A 26,031-nucleotide genomic window follows, 5' to 3' on the forward strand; every position below is an offset into this window, starting at 1 on the left:
CGTCCTGTTCCTACGTCATGAATACTGCCAACCGCAAACGCCTTCCGGGCACCGAGCTCGACTTCTTCGATACGCGTGCCGCGGTCGACAAGATCGAGCCCGGCGCCTACGACAAGCTGCCGTACACGTCACGCGTGCTCGCCGAAAACCTGGTGCGCCGCTGCGACCCGGTGACGCTGACCGCTTCGCTGCAACAGATCATCGAACGCAAGCGCGAGCTCGATTTTCCGTGGTTCCCGGCGCGCGTCGTGTGCCACGACATTCTCGGCCAGACCGCTCTCGTCGATCTGGCGGGTCTGCGCGATGCGATCGCCGCGCAAGGCGGCGATCCGGCGCTCGTGAATCCGGTGGTGCCGACGCAACTGGTCGTCGATCACTCGCTGGCCGTTGAGTGCGGCGGTTTCGATCCGGATGCGTTCGCGAAGAATCGCGCGATCGAAGATCGCCGCAACGAAGACCGCTTCGATTTCATCAACTGGACCAAGCGCGCGTTCCGCAACGTCGACGTGATTCCGCCGGGCAACGGCATCCTGCATCAGATCAACCTCGAACGCATGAGCCCGGTCGTGCAGGTGAAGGACGGTGTCGCGTTTCCCGACACGCTGGTCGGCACCGACTCGCATACGCCGATGGTCGATGCGCTCGGCGTGATCGCGATCGGCGTCGGCGGCCTCGAAGCGGAGAGCGTGATGCTCGGCCGCGCGTCGTACATGCGGCTGCCCGATATCGTCGGCGTGGAGCTGAGCGGCAAGCCGGGCGAGGGCATTACCGCGACCGACGTGGTTCTGTCGTTGACCGAGTTCTTGCGCAAAGAGAAGGTGGTCGGCGCGTACCTCGAGTTTTACGGCGAGGGCGCGGCGAATTTGACCTTGGGCGATCGCGCGACGATCGCGAACATGGCGCCCGAGTTCGGCGCGACTGCCGCGATGTTCTACATCGACGAGCAGACGATCCGCTATCTGAAGCTGACCGGCCGCGACGACGAACTCGTCAAACTCGTGGAAACCTATGCGAAGCAAACCGGCTTGTGGGCCGATACGCTGAAGCACGCCGACTACGAGCGCGTGCTCGAGTTCGATCTGTCGAGCGTGGTGCGCACGCTCGCGGGGCCGTCGAATCCGCATCGCCGCTTGCCGGTGTCGGAGCTGGCCGCGCGCGGCGTCAGCGGCAAGGTCGAGAACGAGCCCGGTCTGATGCCGGACGGCGCGGTGATCATCGCCGCGATCACGAGCTGTACCAACACGAACAATCCGCGCAACATGATCGCGGCGGGCCTCGTCGCACGCAACGCGAACCGGCGTGGACTCGTGCGCAAGCCGTGGGTCAAGAGCTCGCTCGCGCCGGGCTCGAAGGCGGTCACGCTGTATCTGGAAGAGGCGGGGCTCTTGCCTGAACTCGAACAGCTCGGCTTCGGCGTGGTCGCGTATGCGTGCACGTCGTGCAACGGCATGTCCGGCGCGTTGGACCCGGTGATCCAGAAGGAGGTGATCGAGCGCGATCTGTATGCGACCGCCGTGCTGTCGGGCAACCGCAACTTCGACGGCCGGATCCACCCCTACGCGAAGCAGGCATTTCTCGCGTCGCCGCCGCTGGTCGTCGCCTATGCGATCGCGGGCACGATCCGCTTCGACATCGAGAAGGACGTGCTCGGCGTCGATGCGGACGGTCATGCGGTCACGCTGAAAGATCTGTGGCCGTCGGATGCGGAGATCGATGCGATCGTCGCCGCGAGCGTGAAGCCCGAGCAATTCCGCAAAGTGTATGAACCGATGTTCGCAGTCTCCCCCGACACCGGCGCGAAGGCCGACCCGCTGTACGACTGGCGCGAAGAAAGCACCTATATTCGCCGTCCGCCGTACTGGGAAGGCGCGCTCGCCGGCGAGCGCACGCTGAAGGGTATGCGCGCGTTGGCCGTGCTCGGCGACAACATCACGACGGACCACCTGTCGCCGTCGAACGCGATTCTGCCGGACAGCGCGGCCGGCGAATACCTGACGAAAATGGGCCTGCCCGAAGAGGACTTCAATTCGTACGCGACGCACCGCGGCGATCACTTGACCGCGCAGCGCGCGACCTTCGCGAACCCGACGCTGAAGAACGAGATGGTGCTGGAGAATGGCCAGGTGAAGGCCGGTTCGCTCGCGCGTATCGAGCCCGAAGGCAAGGTCACGCGCATGTGGGAAGCGATCGAAACGTATATGGAGCGCAAGCAGCCGCTGATCGTGATCGCGGGCGCCGACTATGGCCAGGGGTCGTCGCGCGACTGGGCCGCGAAGGGCGTGCGGCTGGCCGGCACCGAAGCGATCGTCGCGGAAGGCTTCGAGCGGATTCACCGCACGAACCTCGTCGGCATGGGCGTGTTGCCGCTCGAATTCAAGCCGGGCGTGAATCGCCTGACGCTCGGCATCGACGGCACCGAGACGTTCGATGTGATCGGCGAGCGCAAGCCGCGCGCCGATCTGACGCTGGTGATTCATCGCCGCAACGGTGAGCGCGTCGAAGTGCCGGTGACGTGCCGGCTCGATACGGCCGAAGAGGGGTCGATCTACGAAGCCGGTGGCGTGCTGCAGCGTTTCGCGCAGGACTTTCTCGAGTCGACCAGAGCGGCGGCTTGACGGGTAGACGCGCGTTTTGCAGTGAACGTCGCAACAGACCAGGGCGATGCGGCTTGACGAGCCGCATCGCCCTTCATCAAAGAACATGTCACCTCAGGACACCTTCATGGCCCACCTTCCCCAGATCAAGATTCCGGCCACCTATATGCGCGGCGGCACCAGCAAGGGCGTGTTTTTCCGTCTGCAGGATCTGCCCGAGGCCGCGCAGCGACCGGGCGCCGCGCGCGACGCGCTGCTGATGCGCGTGATCGGCAGTCCCGATCCGTACGGCAAGCAGATCGACGGCATGGGCGGCGCGACGTCGAGCACCAGCAAGACCGTGATCGTTTCGCGCAGCAGCCGGCCAGATCACGACGTCGATTATCTGTTCGGGCAGGTGTCGATCGACAAGGCGTTCGTCGACTGGAGCGGCAATTGCGGCAACCTGTCGGCCGCGGTGGGGCCGTTCGCGATCAGCGCGGGCCTCGTCGAGGCGAGCCGCGTGCCGCGTGAAGGCGTCGCGATCGTGCGCATCTGGCAGGCCAATATCGGCAAGACGATCATCGCGCACGTGCCGATGAGCGATGGCGCGGTGCAGGAAACCGGCGACTTCGAACTCGACGGCGTGACCTTTCCGGCCGCCGAAGTGCCGCTCGAATTCATGGACCCGGCCGCCGACGAAGAAGGCGCGGGCGGCGCGATGTTCCCGACCGGCAACCTCGTCGACGACCTGGAAGTGCCGGGCGTCGGCACGTTGAAGGCGACCATGATCAACGCGGGCATCCCGACGATCTTCGTCGCCGCCGAGGCGATCGGCTACAAGGGCACCGAGTTGCAGGACGCGATCAACAGCGACGCGAAGGCGCTCGCGATGTTCGAGACGATTCGCGCGCATGGCGCGCTGCGCATGGGGCTAATCAAACATCTGGATGAGATCGCGACGCGGCAGCACACGCCGAAGGTCGCATTCGTCGCGAAGCCGGTCGATTACGTGGCGTCGAGCGGCAAGCCGGTGCGCGCGGGCGACGTCGATCTGCTGGTGCGCGCGATGTCGATGGGCAAGCTGCATCACGCGATGATGGGCACGGCGGCGGTCGCGATCGGCGCCGCGGCGGCGATCGCGGGCACGCTCGTCAATCAGGCGGCGGGCGGCGGCGAGCGTGAGTCGGTGCGCTTCGGGCATCCGTCGGGCACGTTGCGCGTCGGCGCGCAGGCGAGTCGGAAGGACGGCGAGTGGGTCGTCACGAAAGCGATCATGAGCCGCAGCGCGCGCGTGTTGATGGAGGGGTGGGTCAGGGTGCCGCAGCAGGGCTGAGGCGGCGCCGATGTCGGCCAACGTCAGCGGCACGGAAGGCTACGTAGAGCAGGCCGCCGCGCTCGCGGCGATGGGGGCATACGGTGCTCGCGGTCGAACCGGACGACGCATTGCGCAACGCGGCCGATGCAAACCTTCGCGTCGTCTACAATGGCCGCTCCGGCCGCGCTCCCATAACCACTCCCCAGCGGCCGACTCAGTCCCGACGCAGAGGAGCCACGATGCAGAACAGGCTGGACGCCGACGCAACGAAGTCCGGCGACGCGGCGCACGACATCGCGCGCGCGAGACGCGCTGTGCTCGTGATCGCGATTGCGCAATTGCTCGGTACGTCGTTGTGGTTCAGCGCGAACGGCGCGATGCGCGATCTGCAGATCGCCTGGCATCTGAGCGCGTCCGGTATCGGCTGGCTGACGAATGCAGTGCAGGCTGGCTTTATCGTCGGGACCTTGCTGTCGGCGACCACCGGACTCGCGGATCGCGTGTCGGCGAGCAAGGTGTTCGCCGTCTGCGGCGTGCTCGGCGCGACCTTGAATGCGCTGTTCGCGCTGTGCAGCAGCGGGCTCGCGTCGGCGCTCGTGTTTCGCTTCGGCGTGGGCGTCGCGCTTGCCGGCATCTATCCGCTCGGCATGAAGCTGCTCGTTACGTGGGACCCGCGCCGCGCCGCGCAGACGCTCGCGTTGCTCGTTGCGATGCTGACGCTCGGCACGGCGTCGGTGCATGCGATTCGTGCGTTGCTGTCGAGCGTGCCGTGGCAAACCGTGGTGCTCACTTCGTCGGGACTCGCGGTGATCGGCGCGCTGCTGGTGTTCGTGCTCGGCGAAGGGCCGCACGCGCGGCGCTCGGGCAGCCGACGCTTCGGTTTGTCGGCGGGCGTCGGGCAGGTCGTGCGCATCAGCGAGTTTCGCTCGGCCGCGCTCGGCTATTTCGGTCACATGTGGGAGTTGTACGCGTTCTGGACGCTGACGCCGCTGCTCGTGCAGCGCGCGTTCGCGAGCGGGGCGCCGGCGGCGCCGGGCACCGTCGCGTTGTGGTCGTTCCTGATCATCGCGATCGGTGCGCTCGGCTGCCTGTTCGGCGGCAGACTCAGCCAGGTGGTCGGCAGCGCGCGTACCGCCGCTCTCGCGCTGACGATCTCGGGCACGCTGTGCGCGATTTATCCGCTGACCACGGGGCTCGGCACCGCCGCGCAGCTCGGGTTACTACTCGTGTGGGGCATCAGCGTGATCGCCGATTCGCCGCAGTTTTCGGCGCTGTCCGTGAAGGCCTGTCCCGCCGACAAGATCGGCGGCGCGCTGACGCTGCAGAACAGCTTCGGCTTTTTCCTGTCCGCCTGCTCGATCCTGTGGTCGACCAGCGTATTTCACGCGCTCGACGTGCGCGTCGCATGGCTGCTGCTGCCTGGGCCGATCATCGGTCTGATCGCGATGACGCCACTGTTGCGCAAGCAGCCACGCTGGTGATGCTCGCGCTGCGTTACTTGCCGCCGTGCTTTTCCTGCCAGCGCTGCATGAACGCGATCTCGTCATGCTGCGCCTTGATGATGTTGCGCGCGAGCCGCTTGATCTCCGGGTCCTTGCCGTATTTCAACTCCGCCTGCGCCATCTCGATCGCGCCCTGGTGATGCGGGATCATGTGCGCGACGAAATCCCGGTCGGCGTCGCCGGTGTATTCGGGGCGCTCATCTCATGCATCATGCGCTCGTCGGCGGCCTTGAAGGCTTGCGTCGATGCGCCCGCGTCGGTATGCGCCGAATCCGGCATGTCCATGCCGGGCATGCCCTGATGTTGCGCGTGAGCGGGCAGAGCCGCCGCCGCGAATGCCAAACCGCCGAACACACAGAGAGCGCGCAACGCGCGAAGGTTTTTCAGATTGGTTTTCCGTTGTTGAAGAGTGTGGCGACGTGATCCGCGCGATTCTAACGGTCACGTCGGACATCGTGGAGCCTCCTGCCGTGGTAAGGTCAAGCGGAGGCAAAGCAACGCACGCCTATAATGAAACGCGACTGGATGACCAAGCCAGCATCATTGGCAGCATCACTCACTCAACGAGGCTGACAGCATGTACATCGCGATGAACCGCTTCAAAGTGGCGCCCGGCTCCGAGGACGCCTTCGAACATCTGTGGACCACGCGCGACACCCATCTGAAAGAGGTGCCGGGCTTCGTCGAATTTCATTTGCTGAAGGGACCGCGCAAGGACGATCACGTCCTCTATTCGAGCCATACGATCTGGCGCGACCATGGATCGTTCGAGGCATGGACGAAGTCCGACGCGTTTCGTGCCGCGCATCGAAGTGCCGGTAACGAAAACCGCGTGTTGTATCTCGGCCACCCGGAATTCGAAGGCTTCGAAGTCATCCAGACCGTCAAATAGCGCGGTCTCGCGCGGGCATGGCGCATGCACATCCGACGCGCATCGCGCGTGGACATCGAGCTGCTTACGGCAGCGCACCACTCACCAAGGATCGAAAACATGAAAGCCGTCAGAATCGGTTCTCCCGCCACAGTCGATAGCCTGCAGGTCGTCGATCTCGCCGATCCCGGTCAGCCCGAGGCCGGGCAGATTCGCGTGCGCATTCGCGCTAGTTCGTTGAACTACCACGACTACGGCGTCGTCTGCGGCAATCTGCCGGCCGAAGCGGGCCGCATCCCGATGGCCGATGGCGCGGGCGTCGTCGAAGCGGTCGGCGCAGGCGTGCGCGAATTCAAGGCCGGCGATCACGTCGTGTCCTGCTTCTTCCCACACTGGGAAAACGGTTCGCCCGCGATCGGCGATTTTGCGACCACCCCCGGCGACGGCGTCGACGGCTACGCGCGCGAAGTCGTCGTGCTGCCGAGCCACTACTTCACGCGCGCGCCGGCCGGCTACAGCCACGCCGAAGCCGCGACGCTGACCACGGCGGGGCTGACCGCGTGGCGCGCGCTGGTCGTCGACGGTCAGTTGAAGGCAGGCAGCAGCGTGCTCGTGCTCGGCACCGGCGGCGTGTCGATCTTCGGCTTGCAGATGGCGAGGGCGATGGGGGCGTCGGTGATCGCGACGTCGTCGTCGAATGCGAAGCTCGCGAAGCTGCGCGAACTGGGTGCCGACCATACGATCAACTATCGCGACAATCCCGAGTGGGGCAAAGAAGTGCGTCACATCACCAACGGGCGCGGTGTCGATCACGTAGTCGAGGTGGGTGGTCCCGGCACGCTGCCGCAGTCGATCACCGCATGCCGCATCGGCGGGCACATCGCGCTGATCGGCGTGCTGACCGGCCGCGCGGGTCCGGTGCCGACCGCGCATCTGATGGCGCGGCAACAGCGTCTGCAAGGGCTGATCGTCGGCAGCCGGCAGGATCAGATCGACATGGTGCGCGCGCTCGAGACCACGGGCATCAAGCCGGTGATCGACAGCATGTTCGCGCTGGACAAGCTCGCCGACGCGTTCCGGCACGAGGCATCGGGTGCGCACTTCGGCAAGATTTGTGTGGCGATCTGAGGATTCAACGCTCGCGCCCGGCCCGCATGACCCGCGCGATCGCTAGGGCCTGTTCACGCTAATAACGGGCTTGCGAACGTGCCTTTCCGCCCGTAGTGCAAGGAGAGAGGAGCGCCGTTTGGCCGAGCCAAACAAGCGACGACCGACGCCGCAATACGGGCGCAAAGGCACGTTCCCCTGTTTTAAAAAAACCTTCAAAGGGCTGGCCGCCAGAAGGGCCGATCGCCGCGTCATGCTCCTTGCGAATACGTCGAGTATTCGTTGCGTCGCAATCCTTGCGCTCGGCCCTTCTGGCGGCCAGCGCAAGCCCGTTATTAGCGTGAACAGGCCCTAGCTCAAATGCCCCTCGCGAGGTCCGCGAAACAGACACCCGTCGCCTCGCAGGCCTGCGTGAACCCTTCGTCGTAACTCGTGAAAAACACCGTGCGCGTCGTGCCGAGCGTTCTGAACAGCTCGGCGAGCACCGCGCGCGCTGACGCGTCGAGTCCGCCGGCCGGTTCGTCGGCGATCAGCACGCGGGTTTCGCCGAGCGCGGCCGCCGTCAGAAACACCTTTTTGCGGCTGCCATACGACATCTGCTCGAAGCGTTTGTCCAGATGCGGCGCGAGGCCGAAGCGTTCGGCGAGCGCGAGCACGTCGTCGGTCAGCGCGGTGTGCCGCGCCGCCGCAACCTGCCGCAGATAATCGCGGCAGGTCTGATCGGGCCAGCTCATGCTGTCTTCCGGCACATACGTGAGCAGCGCTTGCGCGGCATCCGGCGCGGCGCGCAGCGAATGACCGCCGAGCCATACGTCGCCGGTGTCGGGTTCGAGCGCGCCGGCGAGGATGGCGAGTAACGTCGATTTGCCGCTGCCGGATTCATCGTTCAACGCGACGCAGCCGGACGTCGCGTCGAAGTGCAGTCCTTCGAACAGGACGCGGTCGCTATAGCGCTTGCTGAGGTTGTCGAATCGAAGCATGGGTTGGCGCGCAGAGGGCGATGTGAACGCGGCGCAGGATTGCGCCACGCCTCGTGCATGCCGTGCGGGATCTGCGCCACGGCAATTTCGCGCCAGTGTAGCAGCGCGCGCCTGGTTCCTTCGCGCCGTTACGCAGACGTCGGCGTGTCCAGAAAGAACTCCACCATCCGATCACACACGCGTTCGAACATCTGCGTGCCCGTCACGGTCGGGCAACCGCGCGCGCGTGCCGCTTCGATCAGCGGCGTAAGTGGCGGTTTCGTTACGACATCGCCGACAAAAGTCGTGGCCGGCAAGCGCGCGACGTCGATCGGCAACGAATCGCCCGCGCGCATGCCGAGCGGCGACGCGTTGACGACCACGTCATACGGACTCGGGTCGAGGTCGGCCGCCGCACCGCGCGCCGTGCCTCGGCCGAGCGCATTGAGCCGTGCGGTCAGCGAGCCGGTGCGTTCGACGTCGTTGTCGCGCACGTCGAGCGAGCCGACGCCACGCTGAATCAGCGCATGGCCGATCGCCGAGCCCGCGCCGCCCGCGCCGACCAGCAGCGCGCGCTTGCCCTGTAGTTCGCAGCCCGCCGCGACGAGCGCCGCAACGAAGCCGGTGCCGTCGAACATGCCGCCATGCCAGCTGCTGTCGGCGTTGCGGCGCAGCGTGTTGACCGCGCCAAGGAACGCGGCTTCTTCGGCGAGCGTCGCGCAATAGCTCGCCGCGGTGAATTTGTGCGGCACCGTGATGATCACGCCGTCGACGTTGCGCATCGGCGCGATGCCCGCGAAAAAAGCCGGCAGATCGGCTGGCGCGACGTGCGCGGGCACCACCAGCGCATCGCGGCCGGCCGAACGCAACGCGGCGGTCACGCCGGACGGCGAGCGCACCTGCGCAATCGGATCGCCGACGATGAAATACACGCGCGTCGCGCCGCTCAGACCCGCGTCGAGCGACGCCGCGAAGGAAGGGTTTTCAGCCCGCTGCATGATCGAATCTCCTGAGTGCAGCATAGGAAAGAACCGTCGATGCCGCTCGGCGCCGGCGCCCAAAAGCAGAACCTGAGAGAAAGTGTCGATGATGCGAACGGGTCCGTAGAGAGCCGTCGCTCATCCTGCCAGCTGATTCCAAAATCCTGACTTAATCGTGGCCTATTTTCAGATCATTTAGGTCCGTCTAATCACGTTTTGTCAGTAATTGTGACTGATTTTAATTGGGGTGCGGTTAGATATAGACATTAAAAACACGCGCTGCTTTTTACGCTGATAAACTGTGCGCGGAGCCAAGGCGGCGACGCCCTACGCGCGCTTGCCGCGTAACCTTCCGGCGTGTCGATGGTCGGATAGATGGTACAAATAGGCCTTTTCCGCGGCTTTGACAGACGCGTGCCGCCGGCATACTACCTTCGGCTAATGCGGCTCACCGGGATGCACAGATCGTCGTCCTTCTGAATTGTCCTTTGAGCCTCGCCGTGTGGCGCTTCGCCCCCAGCCGATTTTCCGCAGACTCCGCCTTCCGATTTCGACAGGTAAGTTTGACAGAAAGCTTGATTAAGTAAGGGCTTGTTCAAGTCCGCATTTTGGAAATGACTCATGAAGCCGGGAAATAATTCGCTTGGGAAAAAGCGCGCACGCAAAATTGCGGTGGCGGCTGTGACGGTGCTGATCGCGGTGTTGGTCGGTTGGGGCGTCTGGTATATCCAGCATCGCGCCGAGCCGCAGGCGCCGGCGCTGAGCGGCATTGCGAGCCAGATGCGTCACGATGCATCCGCGTGGACGCATGCGGAGAAGGATGCATCGACGATGCTGCGCGACATTCACGACACCAACGTCGCGGCGATCGGCGTGAGTCCCAACGCGATTCTGGTGTCGCTGCGTGACGGCTCGAAGTACTTCGTCACCGATCACAACGCAACCTTCTCGCACGCGCTGCTGCTGGGCGAGCGCTCCGACGCCGCCGCGTACCAGCTCGTGTGGCTGCCCGACGTCGACATCCACAGCGACGGTGCACGCTGGACCCAGCTGTTCGACCAGTTCCGCGACGCGCTGAGCGTGCTGCTGCCGCTCGTGCTGATCGGCGGCATGGCGTGGTTCATGCGACGCGAGATGAAGGGCGGCGCGAAGCTGCTCAGCGAAACACCGACGCTGCGTTTCGACGACGTGATCGGCGCGAACGAAGCGAAGGCCGCGCTCGCCGACATTCGCGGTTACCTGTCCGATCCGAAGCAGTTCTCGTCGCTGGGCGTGCGCGCGCCGTGCGGCATCCTGATGGTCGGCGCGCCCGGCGTCGGCAAGACGCGGCTCGCTCAGGCGTTGGCCGGCGAATGCGGCGCGAACTTCATTTCGATCACGGGCAGCTATTTCAGCGCGAAGTACTACGGTGTCGGTATCCAGAAGGTGCGGCACCTGTTCGAACTCGCGCGCAAGAATGCGCCGACGGTCATCTTCATCGACGAAGCGGACGGTCTCGCGAAACGAACCGACACCGGCGGTGGTCCGGTCGAAGCCGAAAGCAACCGGATCATCAACCAGCTGCTCGCGGAGATGGACGGCTTCGAGTCGAACGAGGGCGTGATCGTCGTGGCCGCGACCAACCATCCCGACAATCTCGACGAAGCATTGCGCCGCCCCGGCCGTTTCGATCGCACGGTGCAGGTGCGTCTGCCGGATCGCGAAGACCGCGCCAAGATTTTCCGTTTCTACGCGCAGCGGCTGAAGTCGAAAGCGGCGGATATCGACTACGACCAGCTCGCGCGTTTGACGACTGGACTGTCGCCGGCCACCGTCGCGATGGTCGTGAATCAGGCGGGGCTGATCGCGCGCAAGGCGGGCGATAACGAAATCGCCGCGAAGCACTTCATGGAAGCGATCAAGATCGCGCGCATCGGCGACGTGAGCGGCGCCGAGCGCGCGCTCACCGAGGACGAGCGCAGGCGCATCGCGGTGCATGAGGCGGGTCATGGTCTGGTCGCGGCGCTGCTTGGCACCGGCGTGCTCGAGGAAGTGACGATTCTGCCGCGTGGCGGCGCGCTTGGCGTCGCGCTGATCACGAAAGCGCAGGACAAGCACCTGTACCGCGAAACGGAAATCCGCAACGAGATCCAGGTGCTGCTCGGCGGACGCAACGCGGAGATTCTGATGTTCTCCGAAGCATCGAGCGGCGCCGCGTCGGACTTGCAGGAGGCCTCGCGTATCAGCCTCGACATGGTGTCGAAGTTCGGCTTCAACAGCGACGGCGATCTGTTCAGTCTCGCGGCGCTGCCGTCGCAGTATGCGGGCCTGCAAATGAAGAGCGCAATCGAGCATGCGAACGTGCTGCTCAAGGAGCTCAACGAACTTTGCTACGGGCTACTGCACGCGTACGAGCCGGTACTGCGCGACATTTCGGACCAGTTGCTCGAGCACGAGACCGTACCCGGGGACACCGTTTATCGGTTCATCTCCGAGCACAAGAGCACGCTCAAGATCGTGCACGAGCCTGCGGCGGCTTGACGAGCCTGATGATGCGCTACGCGAAGTCCGACGATCCCGGGTCGGTCGGGTGGTGAGGCCGAATGATAGCGTGAGGCGCGTGGCCGGATAGATCGGCGACCTGGTTCGCTCTTTCAGGCTACGTCGGAAGCGACGTTCTCCGCCGCTTTCAATACCGATTCGCCGCGCGTCTTCACTCGCAAAATCGGCGCCTCGATCAACCGCCACGACAGCACCGCAATGCCAAGCGAAATCGCAAACGATGCGACGATGCCAAGCATGTGTGCCCACATCGGCACGGTGCCGCCAAACAACGCCTCGGCGTGACGGTTACGCGTCAGATCGGGGATCAGGTTGTGATACAGATAGAAGCCGTAACTGATACGCCCAAGACCGGCGAGCCAACGCATCTGTAGCAGCCCCATCACGGCAGCATTGCGGCAACACGCGATCGAAGCCACCAGCGCCGCGATACCGATCCCGTACGTTGCGCTGATCGCGGTAAACAGTAAGGGATCGTCGAGCATGTTCCACCTCGGCTCGGCCGCGCACAAACCGATCACGACCAGACTCAGCGCGAACAGCGTCAGGCCATGACCGAGCCAGGCACGCACGCGGCCGCGATCGTCCTCGATCACCAGACCACCGATGCCGCCCAACGCGAGCAACCAGACATTGCTCAACGGGTGCGTATAGATCGTGATCTCATCCCAATGCGCGGCACGCATCGCGAACAGCGCGGCAAGGCCGAGCGCCACGATCGCCCAACATGCCACTCGATGTCGCCGCGTCGCGAGCAGCAGCAAAAACGGCGCAACGACGAGATAGAACTGCTCCTCGATCGCGAGGCTCCACAAGTGCGAATAGCGGCCCGGCCAGTAACGCAGCACCGAGCCGATCCAGAAGTTGGACAGATACGCGAAGTGAAACGGCATGCCGCTCGCCAGTTCCGGATTCGCGAGGCCGAATGCCATCAGCACGCACATCACGACGAGCGTCAGGTAATAGATCGGAAAGATGCGCACCGTGCGACGAAACAGAAAGCGCCCGAGTTCGGTGCGGAAACAGCTGTCGCCCTCTTCGATGCGCGCGCGCCGCGACGACAGGATGCCGATGATCAGAAAGCCGCTCAGCGCAAAGAAGATCCACACGCCGAGATGCCCGATTTCGCCGATGTCGCCGAAGAGTCGATGCTGCAGAAACACCATCAGCACGGCGATCGCGCGCAATCCATCGAATCCGGCAATTCTGTTTTTCATAAACCTCTATTCGCAAAGCGGCGGAAAACCACGAAAACATCGTACGGGGAAAAAATGCGAAAAAAATCGCAGCGCGCGTTCGATGATTTATTTTCGAGGCTCGCGTTCCGTCCATGAAGACGGGTGTCCCTGTTTCGTGCATGAAAAGCCGCAAAACTTTCCGCGTGTTCGCTAAAGACGCGCCGAGTATTACCAGTCGCCAACGACTCCATGTCAGAAAGCCGTTGTGAAAGCGAACATTAGAGCGTGTTAGGTACTTTTCATAATCGGTGCAGCATGAACGAGCATGAGCATGGCGAAGACGACGAAGTGCAGGCCTGCCAGGGTTTCGGGCAGGCGCTCGTAGTCGCGTGCCAACCGCCGGAAGCGGTTGAGCCAGCCGAAACTGCGCTCGACCACCCAGCGGCGGGGCAGCAGCACGAAGCCCTTCTTCGCCTCAGGCAGCTTGATGACCTGCAGCTCAATGCCTTCATCACGTGCGGCCTGTGCAGCAGTGTCGCCCGTATAGCCCTGGTCAGCAAACGCAAGTTTCACCGTCTGACCGGTGACGTGCTGAACCTGACGCGCAAGCTCGGCCACCTGCGCGCGCTCCTGCTCGTGGGCCGGCGTAATGTGCACCGCGAGCAGCATCCCCAGTGTGTCGACAGCCATGTGAACCTTGCTGCCCCGCTTGCGCTTGTAACCGTCGTAGCCCGCACGTGGCCCGCTTTCACACGTGGACTGCAATGTGCGTCCATCGAGAATGACCGCGCTGGGCTGGCCCTGACGCTGTTGCGCCACGCGCAGCACCGAGCGCAAATCGTTGACCATCGCCTCGAAACAACCCGCGTTCAGCCAGCGCTGCGTTTGCTGGTAGACCATTTCCCACGGCGGAAAGTTGGTCGGCAGCATGCGCCACGATGCACCCGCGCGCGCCATCCAACGAAGCGCGTTGAACATTTCGCGCAGTTCGTATCGGCGCTGCGGTGCATCTTCGTTCATCAAGGTCAGATACGGAGCGGCGAAGCTCCATTCCTCGTCCGAAACATCTGTCGGGTATGGCTTGCGTTCTATCATCCCGCCAGGTTACCAGGTCTGACAGAAAGTGCCTAACACGCTCTAGAGGGAATGGCACTTACTTAAGCCTACATGGAGGAGAAGACGCGGGTAAGTGCTTGAAGAGAAAGGGAGGGGGCTGATCCAGGGATTGATACGATGGTTGTTACCAGGCAAACACCGTCTCATTCCAAAGATCAGCCCCCATGGATCGTAATGCACGAAGTCATCACAGGCAAACACGAAGCAGGGTTCAAAGCCGGGCGTGCAGGGCCCAGGCGGTAGACTACTTCAACATACTGACGAGCCCGGGGCTGTTGGGCATAACGGAAGCGTATTTGCCAGAACATCGGGAACGGCTGTATCCGCCGACGGTGACACTGTCGATGTTCATGCGCCAGGCGCTGGAAGAGGACGCCTCCTGTCAGAAGGCAGTCAACGGGTGGGCGGCGCAGCGAGCTGCCGACGGGCTGCGGCCCATGAGTGTGCGTACGGGAGGCTACTGCCGCGCTCGCCAGAGACTGCCGCTGACGATGGTGCGGGAGTTGGCGCGCGAGACGGGGCGCCAACTGCATGAGCAGGCCGAGGCTGCCTGGAAGTGGCGCGGGCGCCCGGTCAAGCTGGTTGACGGCACCGGGATCTCGATGCCCGATACGCCGTCGAACCAGGCCCGTTTCCCGCAGTCCAGTGCTCAGGCCGAAGGAGTGGGCTTTCCATTGGCCTATCTGGTTGCGGTGATCTGTCTGGCAAGCGGCGCAGTACTGGAGTCGGCGGTCGGAACTTACGCGGGCAAAGGCAGCGGGGAGCTGACGGCGTTTCGCATGCTGCAAGGCACGTTTCGCAAAGGTGACGTGATCGTCGCCGATGCCTTGTACTGCCACTACTTTCTGATGGCCTCAATGATCGCCGCCGGGGTGGACGTCGTGATGGAACAGCATGGGGCACGCCGCACCGACTTTCGGCGAGGCCGGTCCCTGGGCACGCGCGATCACATTGTGACGTGGCCCAAACCCCGGCAGCGTCCTGACTGGATGACGCATGAGCAGTACCAGGCCTTCCCCGATGAGCTGATGGTGCGCGAGTCCAGGCTGCATCACCGGGTGCTGGTCACCACGATGCTTGATGCACGCAAGACCAGCAAACAGGACCTCTCGCAGTTGTACGCCAGGCGCTGGAACGTGGAACTGGATCTACGTAACATCAAGACGACGATGGGCATGGATGTGCTGCATTGCCAGACTGCCCACATGAACGAAAAGGAGATCTGGGTCCATCTGCTGGCCTACAACGTGATTCGGCTGCTGATGGCTCAGGCCGCCAGTCACCATGCCACTGACCCGAGAACACTGAGTTTCAAACACACGGTGCAGTTATGGACTGAATGGCTGGCCAGAGGTCTGACGGCAACTCACAACCAGAGTCTCCTGTTCAACCTGATCACGCAGTCTTGCGTTGGGAGTCGCCCCGGTCGCATCGAACCACGAATGCGCAAACGAAGACCGAAGTCCTACCCATGGCTGAAAGAGCCTCGTCACATCGCACGTGAGCGCGTCCAAAAATATGGGCACGCTCCACGGGCTTAAGTAAGTGCCATTCGCTCTAGAGGCGGATCGTCAGCACCTTCGCCTGCGTCATAGGTGATGCATTGAACGATCGAGTCTTTTGTCGTTCGCACAGGTCGGCACGCTGATGGGCACTGTCACGTTGCTGAGATGTTCGAGTAAGATCGCGTGATGAAGAATGAAAAATCGCTTTACCACGGTCATCGCTTTCCAGCGGCGGTCATCAGTTCCGCGGTCCGCTGGTATTTCAAGTTTCAGCTCAGCCTGCGTGATATCGAAGAGCTGCTATTCGAGCGGGGGTTATCGTCAGCTACGAAACAGCCCGACGCTGGTGCGATAAATTCGGTGCCCGTTTCGCCCACCGTGTCAAAGCGGCGCGTCGCAAGCCCGGCACGACATGGCACCTTGACGAAGTATTTGTGACGTTGCGCGGCGAGCCTTACCTGCTGTGGCGCGCTGTTGATCAATCGTGAAAAAGCGGGAGAGGGCACACGCACCCTTTCCCGCCGACCGCTTACCACTGATACGAGGCACCAATCCCGGCAGTCGTGCCACCCGCGGACATCCCAACACCCGCTTTCACCTTGATGTTGTCCTTGATACGAGCCGTACCGCCCAGTGCGATCGCCTGATAACCGTTGTAAGTCGCTGCCGCGATACCGAACGACAGTTTCTTGCCTTGATCGACTTCTGGAATCATCGTCAGCGCGGTAGCGGCGGCGATTCCCGAGTAGGCGTTCCTGGCGAGATTGTTGACCGCCTGGTTGGTCGCGTTGATACGCTGATCGGTGTAGTTGTTGGCCTGCTGAACGCCTTGTGCGACCGAGCTGTTCATCTGACCGAAATTGACTGCATCCGTGTCTGCGGTACCCGCTGCGACGTTGGTGATCTGGCGTTCGTGACCCGCTGAACCCACCGATACCGAGTTATCGCGATCCGTCACCGAGCCCTGACCCAACGCCACCGAGTTCGCATTGCCAGCCTGCGAGCCCGTGCCGATCGCCGTCGAGTTGACGCCGGTCGCCGCCGCATTGGCGCCCACTGCCACCGCGTTCTCCGCTGCGGCGCTGGCGTTTGCCCCAACCACCGTGCTGCCCGCACCGGTACCCGGCATCGCCGCGTTAGCCACTGCTTCACTGTTGCGGTCCGACGACGAAACATCCGGAGTGACCGGCTGGATGTTCGACACCTGGGAACCGAGATCCTTCACCTGGCCGTTGAGATCCGTCACCTGGTCCTGCAACGCCGACAGCTGGCCGTAGTTCACCGCGTCATACTGGCTCGTGCCGTTCGCCACATTGGTCAGGATTACCGGACCTGCGCTCTGGCCTCCGCCCAGCGTCACGGAACCGAAGTTCACCGAACCGTCAACGTTACGGTCGTACTGCACCGCGCCCGACAGTTGTGTTCCGACGTCGCCCACCTGGGTTCTGCAGCTTCGTGATGTCCGTGGTGTTCTGCGTGACCCGGTCATCCAGGTTGGTGACGGCATCGCCTACGCTATGCACGGTCGTACCACCCACGCTGTAGCTCGGCGCGCTGACCGTACCGTCCGGGTTCACAGTCGAACCGCCACCCAGTGCCTGGGCCATGCTCGACGCCGTGCCATACAGCTGGCTGCCGTTCACCGCATCCACGCTCGACGCGTTCACCGCGCCTGCGGCCACGCCTGTCACTGTGCGGTCGCCCGCCGTGCCCGCCATGTTCACCACCGTACCGTCGGTGTCCTTGGCAACCGTAATGTCACGGGTGGTCGCGTCCTGCTGGACCAGGCCCACCGAGCCATCAGCCAGTTGGTTCTGCACGTTCGTGATATTCGCGGTGTTCTGCGCGATGTCACTCGCGTTCTGCGTCGTACGGCCGTCGATGTTGGTAACAGCATCGCTGATGCTATGCACTGTCGTGCCGCCCACGGCGTAGCTCGGTGCGCTGATCGTGCCGTCCGCGTTCAAGGTCGAACCGCCACCCAGTGCCTGGGCCACGCTCGATGCCGTGCCGTACAGCTGGCTGCCGTTCACCGCGTCCGTGCTGCTAGCCGACAGCGTACCGGCCGCCACATTCGTGATCTGGCGTTTGAGCGTCGCGTTGCCAACCGACACCGCATCGTCGCGGTCTGCGATCGAATCTGCACCCAGCGCCACCGAATTCGCCGCCTGTGCATTCGCCTTCGCGCCAAGTGCCGCGGATTTGTCGCCCGAGGCAGTCGAAAAGTTACCCATTGCCGCTGCACTTCCTCCGGTGGCAAGGGCGTTGTACCCCAGCGCAGAACTATCCGCACCCTGGGCCATCGCGCCTGCGCCGACCGCGGTTCCATGCGAGCCAGCTACGGTGTATGCGCCCAGCGCTACACCAGAATAACTATCGCTTACGGCCGTGTCGCCAAGTGCAATACCGCCCAGCGAAGCACGAGCGTTAGCTCCGATAGCAACACCATTGATATCCGTGTTGGAGCCGTTGCCCAAGACAAGAGGATTATTCCAGCTAGCGGTTGCTGCGCTGCCCACATTGGCGGATGCGCCCGCACCGACCGCAACCGACTTGGCTGCCGCGATCGCATCGTCCGTGCCATCCTCCAGGCCGCCCGCCTTGAAGTAGCGACTCGCGTTCGCGATTACCTGGTTGGTCGCGTAGAGCTGCGAACCGTTCACCGCTTCGGTGCTGGTGTCGCTCAGCGCACCGGCCTTCACGCCGCTCAGCGTGCGCACGCCATCGGTGCCACCGAAGTCCACCGTCGTGCCGTCCAGGTCCCTGGCCACCGTGATGGTCTTGCTGGTCGCGTCCTGCTTCACCAGGCCGACGCTGCCGCCGTCCAGTTGCTGCGTCAGGTTCGTGACCGAGCCTTCCACGTTGGTCACGCGGCCGTCGATGCCGGTGATCGCCGTCTTGTTGGCCGCAACGTTCGTCGTGTTGGTCGTTACGTTCTGGTTGGTCGCGTACAGCTGCGAACCGTTCACAGCTTCGGTGCTGGTGTCGCTCAGCGCACCGGCCTTCACGCCGCTCAGCGAGCGCACGCCATCGGTGCCACTGAAGTCCACCGTCGTGCCGTCCAGGTCCCTGGCCACCGTGATGGTCTTGCTGGTCGCGTCCTGCTGCACCAGGCCGACGCTGCCGCCGTCCAGTTGCTGCGTCAGGTTCGTGACCGAGCCTTCCACGTTGGTCACGCGGCTGTCGATGCTGGTGATCGCCGTCGTGTTGGCCGCAACGTTCGTCGCGTTGTCGGCGATGTTCGTCGTGTTGGCCGCAATGCTGGCCGTGTTGGCCGTCACGTTCTGGTTGGTCGCGTACAGCTGCGAACCGTTCACCGCTTCGGTGCTGGTGTCGCTCAGCGCACCGGCCTTCACGCCGCTCAGCGTGCGCGCGCCCTCAGTGCCACCGAAATCCACCGTCGTGCCGTCCAGATCCCTGGCCACCGTTATGTTCCGGGTCGCTGCGTCGTGCTGCACCAGACCGATCGTGCCGTCGTTCAGGCTGTTGGTGACGTTCGTGATGTCGCCACTCATCTTCGTGATGTCGGCTTTGTTGATCGCGATGTCCTTGCTGTTGTCGAGCGCGATGTTGTGGATCATCACTAGGCCATCGTTGAGGTTATCCATCAATGTGGCGTTGCGGCGCACGCTTTCGTCGATGTTGGCAAACGCGTCACCCACGTTGTTGACCGTCGTACCGCCCACGCTGTAGCTCGGCGCGCTGATCGTGCCGTCCGACTCGATCGCCGCCCCACCGCCTAGCGCATTCACCACTCCGCCGAGCTGGCTCAGATTGACGGCATCCGTACTTTGGGTACCTGCAGCCAGGTTCACAATCTGGCGTTGGCCGGTGGACGTGCCTACCGACACCGTATTCGCCCGGTCGGCCACCGAATTCACGCCCAAAGCTACGCTATTGGTCGCGGTGACCGTGCTCCCGAAACCGAGCGCCACAGAATCTGAGGCACTCACGGTTGAAGCTGGGCCGAAAGCTGCCGAGCGATCACCGTTGACAACGGCCATTTCGCCGAGCGCAATCGTGCCACCCCCGTTCGCCTCGGCTGAATCGCCGATGGCAATGGCCGAGCTACCGTCATAATTAACGTCGCCTTTAGCGTTTGCACCAGCACCAATCGCTATCGATCCAGGAGTGCTGGCAGAAGCAGCGACGGCGGTGCTGGTCGAATTGTCAATAGCAATGTTGCCATAGGCGCCAATAGGGTTCGCAACTTTAGCAGCAGCATTCCCACTGTAGCCGGCAATCACACCCAAGGCTACGCCGATGCTACCCATCACGCAGCGTGACTTGCTGCGCTTGCCGCGACGTGCAGTGTGCTCGGATGCAGCCACCCACGACCCAAGGGCTTCACTCCAGATGCTGACATAGGACTTGTTCATGACATGATTCCTTTTAAAGTTTGAAAAAGAACTGAGGTATGCGAACTAATGCCAAATCGCCGTTGCCATTTCTTGCTGTTCGATATCAGCTGCAAAAACGGGGGCGATGACGATCCAGAAAGCTCATGGCCGCAGTAAGAATCGGCCAGATTTCTGCCGAGTCAATCTGGGGCAGGCCTTTGCTAAATCTCTGTAACTGGGTTCAGTCTATATTTTTGAGATTGGATAAAAATAGGACCGGTCCGAATCGGCGCGGGCCGGTATTTGAGCGCTGCAGCGCTTGAGATGGCGGCACTGCCTGCTAACGCGGAGAGCGTGGCAAGGTCAGAAATCTTGACGGGACGGCAGATAGTGGAAAGGGTGCCCTATGTGTTTCATCAACTGTCAACAGTTCAGCGATGCCCGTCGCCAATGCTTGCGCTGACGAGTGCAACCGCGCGCCGAACGGGTTTCAGTCGAGCTTCACGTAACAGGCGACGACCAGAAGTGAAGGCGGGGACAGGCGCAAACCGCAACGCCGCCCGCCACAGGCGGCTCAATCGACATCAAACACGCAACGAGTCGGAATCGCCGTATGATGCGGAAATCATTCCTTGCGTCCCTGATTCAGGTCCGCCATGCCATCACAGAGCACAGATTCCAGCAGGCATGGACGCGTGGTTCACACGCTCAACCGCGACTCACGCGTTGATGAGCCGAGCAGGCTGAACCGCTATCAGCGGACGCTCGTCATGGGCGCGGGCGTCGCGGTCTCGTTTGTCCTGGTGCTGTTGACCGGCGTTGTGCTGAAATCGACGGTCACGGACTACGTCGAGGATCGCTATACCGATTTCGCTCTCCGGCAGACTCGCCTGCAGCTGGAGTTTCTCGAGCGGGAAAGAACGCTGAGAGCCGCCATCCTCCATGAAGATATCGAGTTCAGTCCCGTGTTGATCAACAGCGCGCCACAGCAGGTACGGCTCGCCGCGCAACGTCACAAATACTTCTGCCGTGCACGCCGCAGAGACCCAACTGTGGTCAAGCGGTTAGTTGAGGACAGGAGTGCGACATGGTTTCCGCCAGCCACCGATCCCTTTAGCAAACAGCCCGCCATCCGGCTGGTCATGCCGGCCTTCGCTTGAGCGCGAAGTGCTGACGGATCGGACCGAAGCTCGATAAGAAAGCCTGCGTGCGTTCAGGATCGCACCCGCTGATGCGTGGCCATTGACGTTCTTGCGTGCCGCCAGCGCGCATTCTTCGAGAAGACGAATGGAAACCCCAGGCCGTGGCCGTGGACGATCGGTCGAAGTCGATTTTTTTCGCGGTATCGTGCTGATCGTCATCGTGCTCGATCACATTCCCGGCAGCACGCTATCGCATCTGATGCTGCACGCGTACGCGTTGTGCGATTCGGCCGAGGTGTTCGTGTTTCTCGGCGGCTATGCATCGGCGGCGGCGTATACGGCGGTGCTTGCGCATCGCGGCGAACACGCGGCGCAGCTGCGCTTCCTCAAACGCTGCGGGGAGATCTATCGCGCGTATCTGTTGACGGCGGTGCTGACGCTCGTGTCCGGCGCGATTCTCGCGCTGCTCGATCTGAATCGGCCGATGGTAGAAATGACCGGCTGGCCGCCGTTCGCGTTGCAGCCATGGCGTCAAGCATTCGATATCGCGCTGTTGCGCCGGCAACCGTATCTGTCCAGCGTGCTGCCGATGTACGTGCTGTTCGCGCTATGCGTGCCCGTGATGGTGCCGCTCGCGCGCCGCTCTGCATCGCTCGGGCTCGCGGTGAGCGTCGCGGTGTGGGCCGTCGCGAGGCCGCTCGCCGCGTTATTCAGCATTGACGCCGTCGCCGACTGGGCTTTTAATCCGTTTGCGTGGCAACTGATGTTCGTGCTCGGTATGCTGTGCCGCGTGCAGCCGATCAGCGAACGTTTTCATGCGAGCTATACCGCGCAGTGGCTCACGCGCGTCGCGGTGGTCGCGGTGCTTGGCTTTGCGATGGTCAAACTTTTCGTGCTGACGCAGCCTTTGTCCGGCACGCACAAGCAGAATCTTTCAGTGGAACGTGTGATCAATTTCATCGTCATCGCGTGGCTCGCCGCCCAGTTCGTGCGGATGGGCAGTATCGCGTGGCTAGCGAGGCGGCTGCCCGCCGTCGTGACGGTGGGGCGCACCGGACTCGTGTGCTTCGTGACCGGCACGCTGGTGTCGTTGATCATCGACACGGCGACACCGCACACGTTTCACGGCTTTCGCGCGGTGCTGGTCGGGCTCGGCGGCGACCTCGCGGCGATCGGCGCGCTGCTGATGATCGCGCGCGGCTGGAGCGGCTGGAAAGGGCAGCAGTCGGGCGCACAGGCGAATGGCGCGGGTTGCGGATGACACGACGCGAGCGCCGCGGGCGCATCACGACCACGATGCACACGACGCGCAAGCTCGTTGGACTCGCGACCGTGATGAGCGTCGTCGTGCTCGCGTGGCTCGCGATGCATCGCACGGCCGCGCAGGCCAAAGAGACACCGTTCGCGATGCACTGCGCGGAGTTCGCGGGCGCGGTGCTGTCGCCCGAATTGATCGAGATCCCGACGGCCGGCGCGCTGATCGAAAGCGCGGCGATGATCGGCGCGACCGCGCCGGGCAATCAGCAAGGCGGCGAGTATTGCCGCATCACGGGCCGCATCAAGGCGCTGAATCGGACAACGCCCGACATCCGCTTCGATCTGAATCTGCCGAGTCGCTGGAATGGCCGTGCGTTGCAGATCGGCGGCGGCGGGTACAACGGCGTGGTTGTCAGCGGCACCGGCGTGATGCCGTTCTCGCCGGATCGCGCGCCGCTCGCGCAAGGCTACGCGACGTTCGGTGACGACTCGGGGCATGTCGGCGATTCGTCGCTCGCGGCGTTTGGTCTCGTCGATGAAGCGGTGACGAACTTCGGCTACGCGCATCTGAAGAAAACCCATGACGTCGCGCTCGCGTTGATCGCGCACGCGTACGGCAGGCCGCCGCAGCGCATGTATTTTGCCGGCGGCTCGACGGGGGCCGCGAAGGCTACACGGTGATGCAGCGCTTCCCCGACGACTACGACGGCGTGATCGCCAATGCGCCCGCGCTGAATTTTTCCGGCGTGCGGCTGATCGGCGTGAAGCTCGGCCAGGCCGAGTACGGTACGCCGGGCGGCTTCGTGCCGCCGGCGCTGCTCGAACGCGTCTATCAACGCACGCTCGAGGTATGCGACCGGCTCGACGGCATGGCGGACGGGATCGTCAGCGACGTCGAAGCATGTCGCGCGCACGAAGCGCAAATTGTCGATTCGCTGCGTTGCGCGCTGCGCCTTTCATCTGACGATGCGTGTCTGACCGACGCGCAACTGGCCACCTTGCTGGCGATGCGCGACGGGCTGTCGCTGCCGTATCGGCTCGCGTGGGACGTGAGCGGCTATCGCGGCTACAACGTGTTCCAGGGCACGCAACTGACCGGCGCGCTCGGGCTCGCGCATCAGCCGCGGCGTCAACCGGTGCCGACGTTCTATGCGAACGGCTATCTGTTCGCGCAAGGCGACGGCTATCTGCGCTACTTCGTCGCGCGCGATGCGGACTTCGATTCGTTGACGTTCGATTCGCAACGCCCCGGCAAATATCGCGCGCGACTGATCGCGCTGTCGGGCACGATCGGCGCGATGAACCCCGACCTGTCGCGTTACATCGCGCGCGGCGGCAAGCTGATCACGCTGCAGGGTCTCGCCGACGAAGTGATCAGCCCGAACCAGACGATCGCATATCACGACGCGCTAGTCGCGCGTTTCGGCAAGGACGAGGTGGATCGCTTCATGCGGCTGTACATGGTGCCGGGGTTTCAGCATGGCAACGGCGTGTTCATTCCATCGGTCGATCTGCTCGGGGCGCTCGACGCGTGGGTCACGCGCGGCGTCGCGCCCGAAACGCTGATGGCCACAGATCTCGCCGCGGCGACGAATGGACGCTCGCGGCCGCTGTGCCGCTATCCCGGGTTTCCGCGCTATCTCGGCCGAGGCAATGTAAATCTGGCGAGTAGTTTTGTCTGTGCGCAGCCTTGAGGTCTGAGTCGTCGCAGCGCCTGTTTGACCGGCGAGCCGCGCTAGAAAACGTGCGGACCGAGCCGGGGCCCACGCCCGACGAGCCGATAGCCCGAGCGCCACCGCCTTTTCGCGCACGTAGCGCCGCAACCGCACGATCTGTTCGTCCGCTCGCGTGCGCTGCACGCTTTCGCACTTTCCATTACATTGCGGATGCGGCGCGTTCCTTCGCGCCGTTTCCTGTCATTCAACAGCGGTGTCGGCCATCATCGAGTCCATGCAGCCAATCGTTTCGGTCACGAATCTGTCGAAAACCTATGCCAGCGGTTTTCAGGCGCTGAAGAACATCAATCTGGCGATCCACCGTGGAGAAATCTTCGCGCTGCTCGGGCCGAACGGCGCGGGCAAGACCACGCTGATCAGCATCGTCTGCGGCATCGTCAACGCGAGCGAAGGCGGCGTGACGGTGGACGGCCATGACATCGGCTCCAACTATCGCGCGGCCCGCTCGCTGATCGGCCTCGTGCCGCAGGAGTTGACCACGGACGCGTTCGAAACCGTCTGGGCCACCGTGTCGTTCAGCCGCGGCCTGTTCGGCAAGCCGAAGAACCCCGCTTACATCGAGAAAGTGCTGCGCGACCTGTCGCTATGGGAGAAACGCGACAACAAGATCATCACGCTGTCGGGCGGCATGAAGCGGCGCGTGTTGATCGCGAAGGCGCTGTCGCACGAGCCGCGCGTGCTGTTTCTCGACGAGCCGACCGCCGGCGTCGACGTCGAGCTGCGGCGCGACATGTGGAAGCTCGTGCGCTCGCTCGCGGCGAGCGGCGTGACGATCATCCTGACCACGCATTACATCGACGAAGCCGAGGAGATGGCCGACCGCATCGGCGTGATCAACGCGGGCGAAATCATGCTGGTCGAAGAGAAGACCGAGCTAATGCGCAAGCTCGGCACGAAGCAGTTGACGCTGCAACTGGAGAGCCCCCTCGACACGGTGCCGGCTTCGCTCGCCGGCTACGGGCTCGCGGTCGCGAACGGCGGCAACGAACTGACCTACACCTATGAAGGCGAGGGCGGGCGCACCGACATCATCGCGCTGCTGAAATCGCTCGACGACGCCGGTATCCGCTTCAAGGACCTGCACACCACGCAGAGTTCGCTCGAAGACATTTTCGTCAGTCTGCTGCGGGGGAACCCATGAACATCTACGCAATGCGCGCGATCTACAAGTTCGAAATGGCGCGCACGTGGCGCACGCTGATGCAAAGCATCATCGCGCCGGTGATTTCCACGTCGCTGTACTTCGTCGTGTTCGGCTCGGCGATCGGCTCGCGTATCAAGGAAGTGGAGGGCATCAGCTACGGCGCGTTCATCGTGCCGGGTCTGATCATGTTGTCGCTGCTGTCGCAAAGCATCGCGAACGCGTCGTTCGGGATTTACTTCCCGCGTTTCACGGGCACGATCTACGAGCTGCTGTCGGCGCCCGTATCGTATCTGGAGATCGTCGTCAGCTATGTGGGCGCGGCGGCCACCAAGTCGATCCTGCTCGGGCTCATCATTCTCGCGACCGCCGCGCTGTTCGTGCCGTTGCAGATCATGCATCCATTATGGATGGTGCTGTTTCTCGTGCTGACGGCCGTCACGTTCAGTCTGCTCGGCTTCATCATCGGCATCTGGGCGGACAGCTTCGAGAAGCTGCAACTGGTGCCGCTCCTGATCGTCACGCCGCTCACGTTTCTCGGCGGCGCCTTCTATTCGGTGGACATGCTGCCGCCGTTCTGGCACGCCGTCACGCTGTTCAATCCGATCGTTTATCTGGTCAGCGGATTTCGCTGGAGCTTCTACGAGTTGGGCGACGTCGGCGTCGGCCTGAGTCTCGGCATGACACTGCTGTTCCTCGCGGTGTTCCTCGTGATCGTCGGCTGGATCTTCAGGACCGGCTATCGCTTGAAAAGCTGATAAGACC

At 63.3% G+C, this 26,031-nt stretch carries 15 protein-coding genes and 7 pseudogenes; 12 read left to right on the forward strand and 10 right to left on the reverse strand.

The features are described 5' to 3' along the window. Positions 1 to 17 precede the first annotated feature (17 nt). From acnD to OKW39_RS38705, 3 genes are all read left to right on the forward strand, one after another. Positions 18 to 2,615 (forward strand): Fe/S-dependent 2-methylisocitrate dehydratase AcnD, encoded by a 2,598-nt coding sequence (gene acnD, locus OKW39_RS38695; protein ID WP_429334269.1) that lies wholly within the window; start codon positions 18 to 20, stop codon positions 2,613 to 2,615. A gap of 106 nt (positions 2,616 to 2,721) precedes the next feature. Further along, positions 2,722 to 3,909: a 2-methylaconitate cis-trans isomerase PrpF gene (prpF, locus tag OKW39_RS38700; protein ID WP_429565057.1), complete on the forward strand. Its 1,188-nt coding sequence runs from the start codon at positions 2,722 to 2,724 to the stop codon at positions 3,907 to 3,909. 221 nt (positions 3,910 to 4,130) lie between these two features. Next, positions 4,131 to 5,372 (forward strand): MFS transporter, encoded by a 1,242-nt coding sequence (locus OKW39_RS38705; RefSeq protein WP_090809240.1) that lies wholly within the window; start codon positions 4,131 to 4,133, stop codon positions 5,370 to 5,372. Between the two features lie 13 nt (positions 5,373 to 5,385). Here the strand turns inward: OKW39_RS38705 and copM are convergent. Continuing rightward, a pseudogene (gene copM / locus OKW39_RS38710) lies at positions 5,386 to 5,780 on the reverse strand (CopM family metallochaperone). 190 nt (positions 5,781 to 5,970) lie between these two features. Here copM and OKW39_RS38715 point away from each other — a divergent pair. Continuing rightward, positions 5,971 to 6,285, forward strand: a complete 315-nt coding sequence (locus OKW39_RS38715; protein ID WP_018424703.1) for an antibiotic biosynthesis monooxygenase family protein — start codon at positions 5,971 to 5,973, stop codon at positions 6,283 to 6,285. Positions 6,286 to 6,384: 99 nt separating this feature from the next. Next, a complete protein-coding gene (locus OKW39_RS38720) occupies positions 6,385 to 7,392 on the forward strand; it encodes a zinc-dependent alcohol dehydrogenase family protein (RefSeq protein ID WP_429565058.1) in 1,008 nt (335 codons plus the stop codon). 335 nt (positions 7,393 to 7,727) lie between these two features. Here OKW39_RS38720 and OKW39_RS38725 read toward each other — a convergent pair whose 3' ends face one another. Further along, complete coding sequence (locus OKW39_RS38725; RefSeq protein WP_429334266.1) at positions 7,728 to 8,351, reverse strand: ABC transporter ATP-binding protein; 624 nt, start codon at positions 8,349 to 8,351, stop codon at positions 7,728 to 7,730. A 128-nt stretch (positions 8,352 to 8,479) separates the two neighbouring features. After that, complete coding sequence (locus OKW39_RS38730) at positions 8,480 to 9,328, reverse strand: shikimate dehydrogenase family protein (RefSeq protein ID WP_429565059.1); 849 nt, start codon at positions 9,326 to 9,328, stop codon at positions 8,480 to 8,482. A 603-nt stretch (positions 9,329 to 9,931) separates the two neighbouring features. Between OKW39_RS38730 and OKW39_RS38735 the strand changes: the two genes are divergently transcribed. Continuing rightward, complete coding sequence (locus OKW39_RS38735; RefSeq protein ID WP_429565060.1) at positions 9,932 to 11,830, forward strand: ATP-dependent metallopeptidase FtsH/Yme1/Tma family protein; 1,899 nt, start codon at positions 9,932 to 9,934, stop codon at positions 11,828 to 11,830. A 113-nt stretch (positions 11,831 to 11,943) separates the two neighbouring features. Here OKW39_RS38735 and OKW39_RS38740 read toward each other — a convergent pair whose 3' ends face one another. Next, complete coding sequence (locus OKW39_RS38740) at positions 11,944 to 13,068, reverse strand: acyltransferase family protein (RefSeq protein WP_429565061.1); 1,125 nt, start codon at positions 13,066 to 13,068, stop codon at positions 11,944 to 11,946. 249 nt (positions 13,069 to 13,317) lie between these two features. Continuing rightward, positions 13,318 to 14,121: an IS5 family transposase gene (locus OKW39_RS38745; RefSeq protein ID WP_429363759.1), complete on the reverse strand. Its 804-nt coding sequence runs from the start codon at positions 14,119 to 14,121 to the stop codon at positions 13,318 to 13,320. Positions 14,122 to 14,309: 188 nt separating this feature from the next. On the opposite strand from OKW39_RS38745, the gene OKW39_RS38750 reads away from it, so the two are divergent. Continuing rightward, positions 14,310 to 15,686 carry an IS4 family transposase gene (locus OKW39_RS38750; RefSeq protein ID WP_090812824.1) on the forward strand — a complete coding sequence of 459 codons (1,377 nt, stop codon included), beginning with the start codon at positions 14,310 to 14,312 and terminating at the stop codon, positions 15,684 to 15,686. A gap of 150 nt (positions 15,687 to 15,836) precedes the next feature. Further along, a pseudogene (locus OKW39_RS38755) lies at positions 15,837 to 16,132 on the forward strand (IS6 family transposase); the annotation flags it as partial. Positions 16,133 to 16,179: 47 nt separating this feature from the next. Here the strand turns inward: OKW39_RS38755 and OKW39_RS38760 are convergent. The 5 genes and pseudogenes from OKW39_RS38760 to OKW39_RS38780 all read right to left on the reverse strand — a co-directional run. Next, positions 16,180 to 16,746: pseudogene (locus tag OKW39_RS38760) on the reverse strand (YadA family autotransporter adhesin); the annotation flags it as partial. 120 nt (positions 16,747 to 16,866) lie between these two features. Further along, positions 16,867 to 17,157, reverse strand: a pseudogene (locus OKW39_RS38765) (hypothetical protein); the annotation flags it as partial. Then, the gene (locus OKW39_RS38770) at positions 17,039 to 20,029 is read right to left on the reverse strand and encodes an ESPR-type extended signal peptide-containing protein (protein ID WP_429565062.1); all 2,991 of its coding nucleotides are present in this window, start codon (positions 20,027 to 20,029) and stop codon (positions 17,039 to 17,041) included. The pseudogene OKW39_RS38765 and the gene OKW39_RS38770, both read right to left, overlap by 119 nt. Positions 20,030 to 20,933: 904 nt before the next feature. Next, positions 20,934 to 21,015 (reverse strand): annotated as a pseudogene (locus OKW39_RS38775) (IS6 family transposase); the annotation flags it as partial. A gap of 127 nt (positions 21,016 to 21,142) precedes the next feature. After that, positions 21,143 to 21,211, reverse strand: a pseudogene (locus OKW39_RS38780) (transposase); the annotation flags it as partial. A gap of 66 nt (positions 21,212 to 21,277) precedes the next feature. Between OKW39_RS38780 and OKW39_RS38785 the strand changes: the two are divergent. The 4 genes and pseudogenes from OKW39_RS38785 to OKW39_RS38800 all read left to right on the forward strand — a co-directional run bounded on the left by OKW39_RS38785 (position 21,278) and on the right by OKW39_RS38800 (position 26,024). Further along, on the forward strand, positions 21,278 to 22,393 hold the full coding sequence (locus OKW39_RS38785) for an OpgC domain-containing protein (RefSeq protein ID WP_429365117.1): 1,116 nt from the start codon (positions 21,278 to 21,280) through the stop codon (positions 22,391 to 22,393). A gap of 35 nt (positions 22,394 to 22,428) precedes the next feature. Next, positions 22,429 to 24,083, forward strand: a pseudogene (locus OKW39_RS38790) (tannase/feruloyl esterase family alpha/beta hydrolase). Positions 24,084 to 24,339: 256 nt separating this feature from the next. After that, the gene (locus OKW39_RS38795) at positions 24,340 to 25,266 is read left to right on the forward strand and encodes an ABC transporter ATP-binding protein (protein WP_090810431.1); all 927 of its coding nucleotides are present in this window, start codon (positions 24,340 to 24,342) and stop codon (positions 25,264 to 25,266) included. Next, positions 25,263 to 26,024, forward strand: coding sequence for an ABC transporter permease (locus OKW39_RS38800; RefSeq protein WP_184060479.1), 762 nt, complete (start codon positions 25,263 to 25,265; stop codon positions 26,022 to 26,024). The genes OKW39_RS38795 and OKW39_RS38800 overlap by 4 nt, the downstream gene beginning before the upstream one ends. Positions 26,025 to 26,031 lie beyond the last annotated feature (7 nt).

It is taken from the genome of Paraburkholderia sp. MM6662-R1, from assembly GCF_050436245.1.
Taxonomy (GTDB): domain Bacteria; phylum Pseudomonadota; class Gammaproteobacteria; order Burkholderiales; family Burkholderiaceae; genus Paraburkholderia; species Paraburkholderia tuberum.

Excerpts from the sequence above, each read along its gene's own strand:
- OKW39_RS38730 (WP_429565059.1), bottom strand. The coding sequence starts at position 9,328 with ATGCAGCGGGCTGAAAACCCTTCCTTCGCGGCGTCGCTCGACGCGGGT.
- OKW39_RS38720 (WP_429565058.1), top strand. The coding sequence starts at position 6,385 with ATGAAAGCCGTCAGAATCGGTTCTCCCGCCACAGTCGATAGCCTGCAG.
- OKW39_RS38740 (WP_429565061.1), bottom strand. The coding sequence starts at position 13,068 with ATGAAAAACAGAATTGCCGGATTCGATGGATTGCGCGCGATCGCCGTG.
- OKW39_RS38795 (WP_090810431.1), top strand. The coding sequence starts at position 24,340 with ATGCAGCCAATCGTTTCGGTCACGAATCTGTCGAAAACCTATGCCAGC.
- OKW39_RS38715 (WP_018424703.1), top strand. The coding sequence starts at position 5,971 with ATGTACATCGCGATGAACCGCTTCAAAGTGGCGCCCGGCTCCGAGGAC.
- OKW39_RS38725 (WP_429334266.1), bottom strand. The coding sequence starts at position 8,351 with ATGCTTCGATTCGACAACCTCAGCAAGCGCTATAGCGACCGCGTCCTG.
- OKW39_RS38785 (WP_429365117.1), top strand. The coding sequence starts at position 21,278 with ATGGAAACCCCAGGCCGTGGCCGTGGACGATCGGTCGAAGTCGATTTT.
- OKW39_RS38705 (WP_090809240.1), top strand. The coding sequence starts at position 4,131 with ATGCAGAACAGGCTGGACGCCGACGCAACGAAGTCCGGCGACGCGGCG.
- prpF (WP_429565057.1), top strand. The coding sequence starts at position 2,722 with ATGGCCCACCTTCCCCAGATCAAGATTCCGGCCACCTATATGCGCGGC.
- OKW39_RS38770 (WP_429565062.1), bottom strand. The coding sequence starts at position 20,029 with ATGAACAAGTCCTATGTCAGCATCTGGAGTGAAGCCCTTGGGTCGTGG.
- OKW39_RS38800 (WP_184060479.1), top strand. The coding sequence starts at position 25,263 with ATGAACATCTACGCAATGCGCGCGATCTACAAGTTCGAAATGGCGCGC.
- acnD (WP_429334269.1), top strand. The coding sequence starts at position 18 with ATGAATACTGCCAACCGCAAACGCCTTCCGGGCACCGAGCTCGACTTC.
- OKW39_RS38750 (WP_090812824.1), top strand. The coding sequence starts at position 14,310 with ATGGATCGTAATGCACGAAGTCATCACAGGCAAACACGAAGCAGGGTT.
- OKW39_RS38735 (WP_429565060.1), top strand. The coding sequence starts at position 9,932 with ATGAAGCCGGGAAATAATTCGCTTGGGAAAAAGCGCGCACGCAAAATT.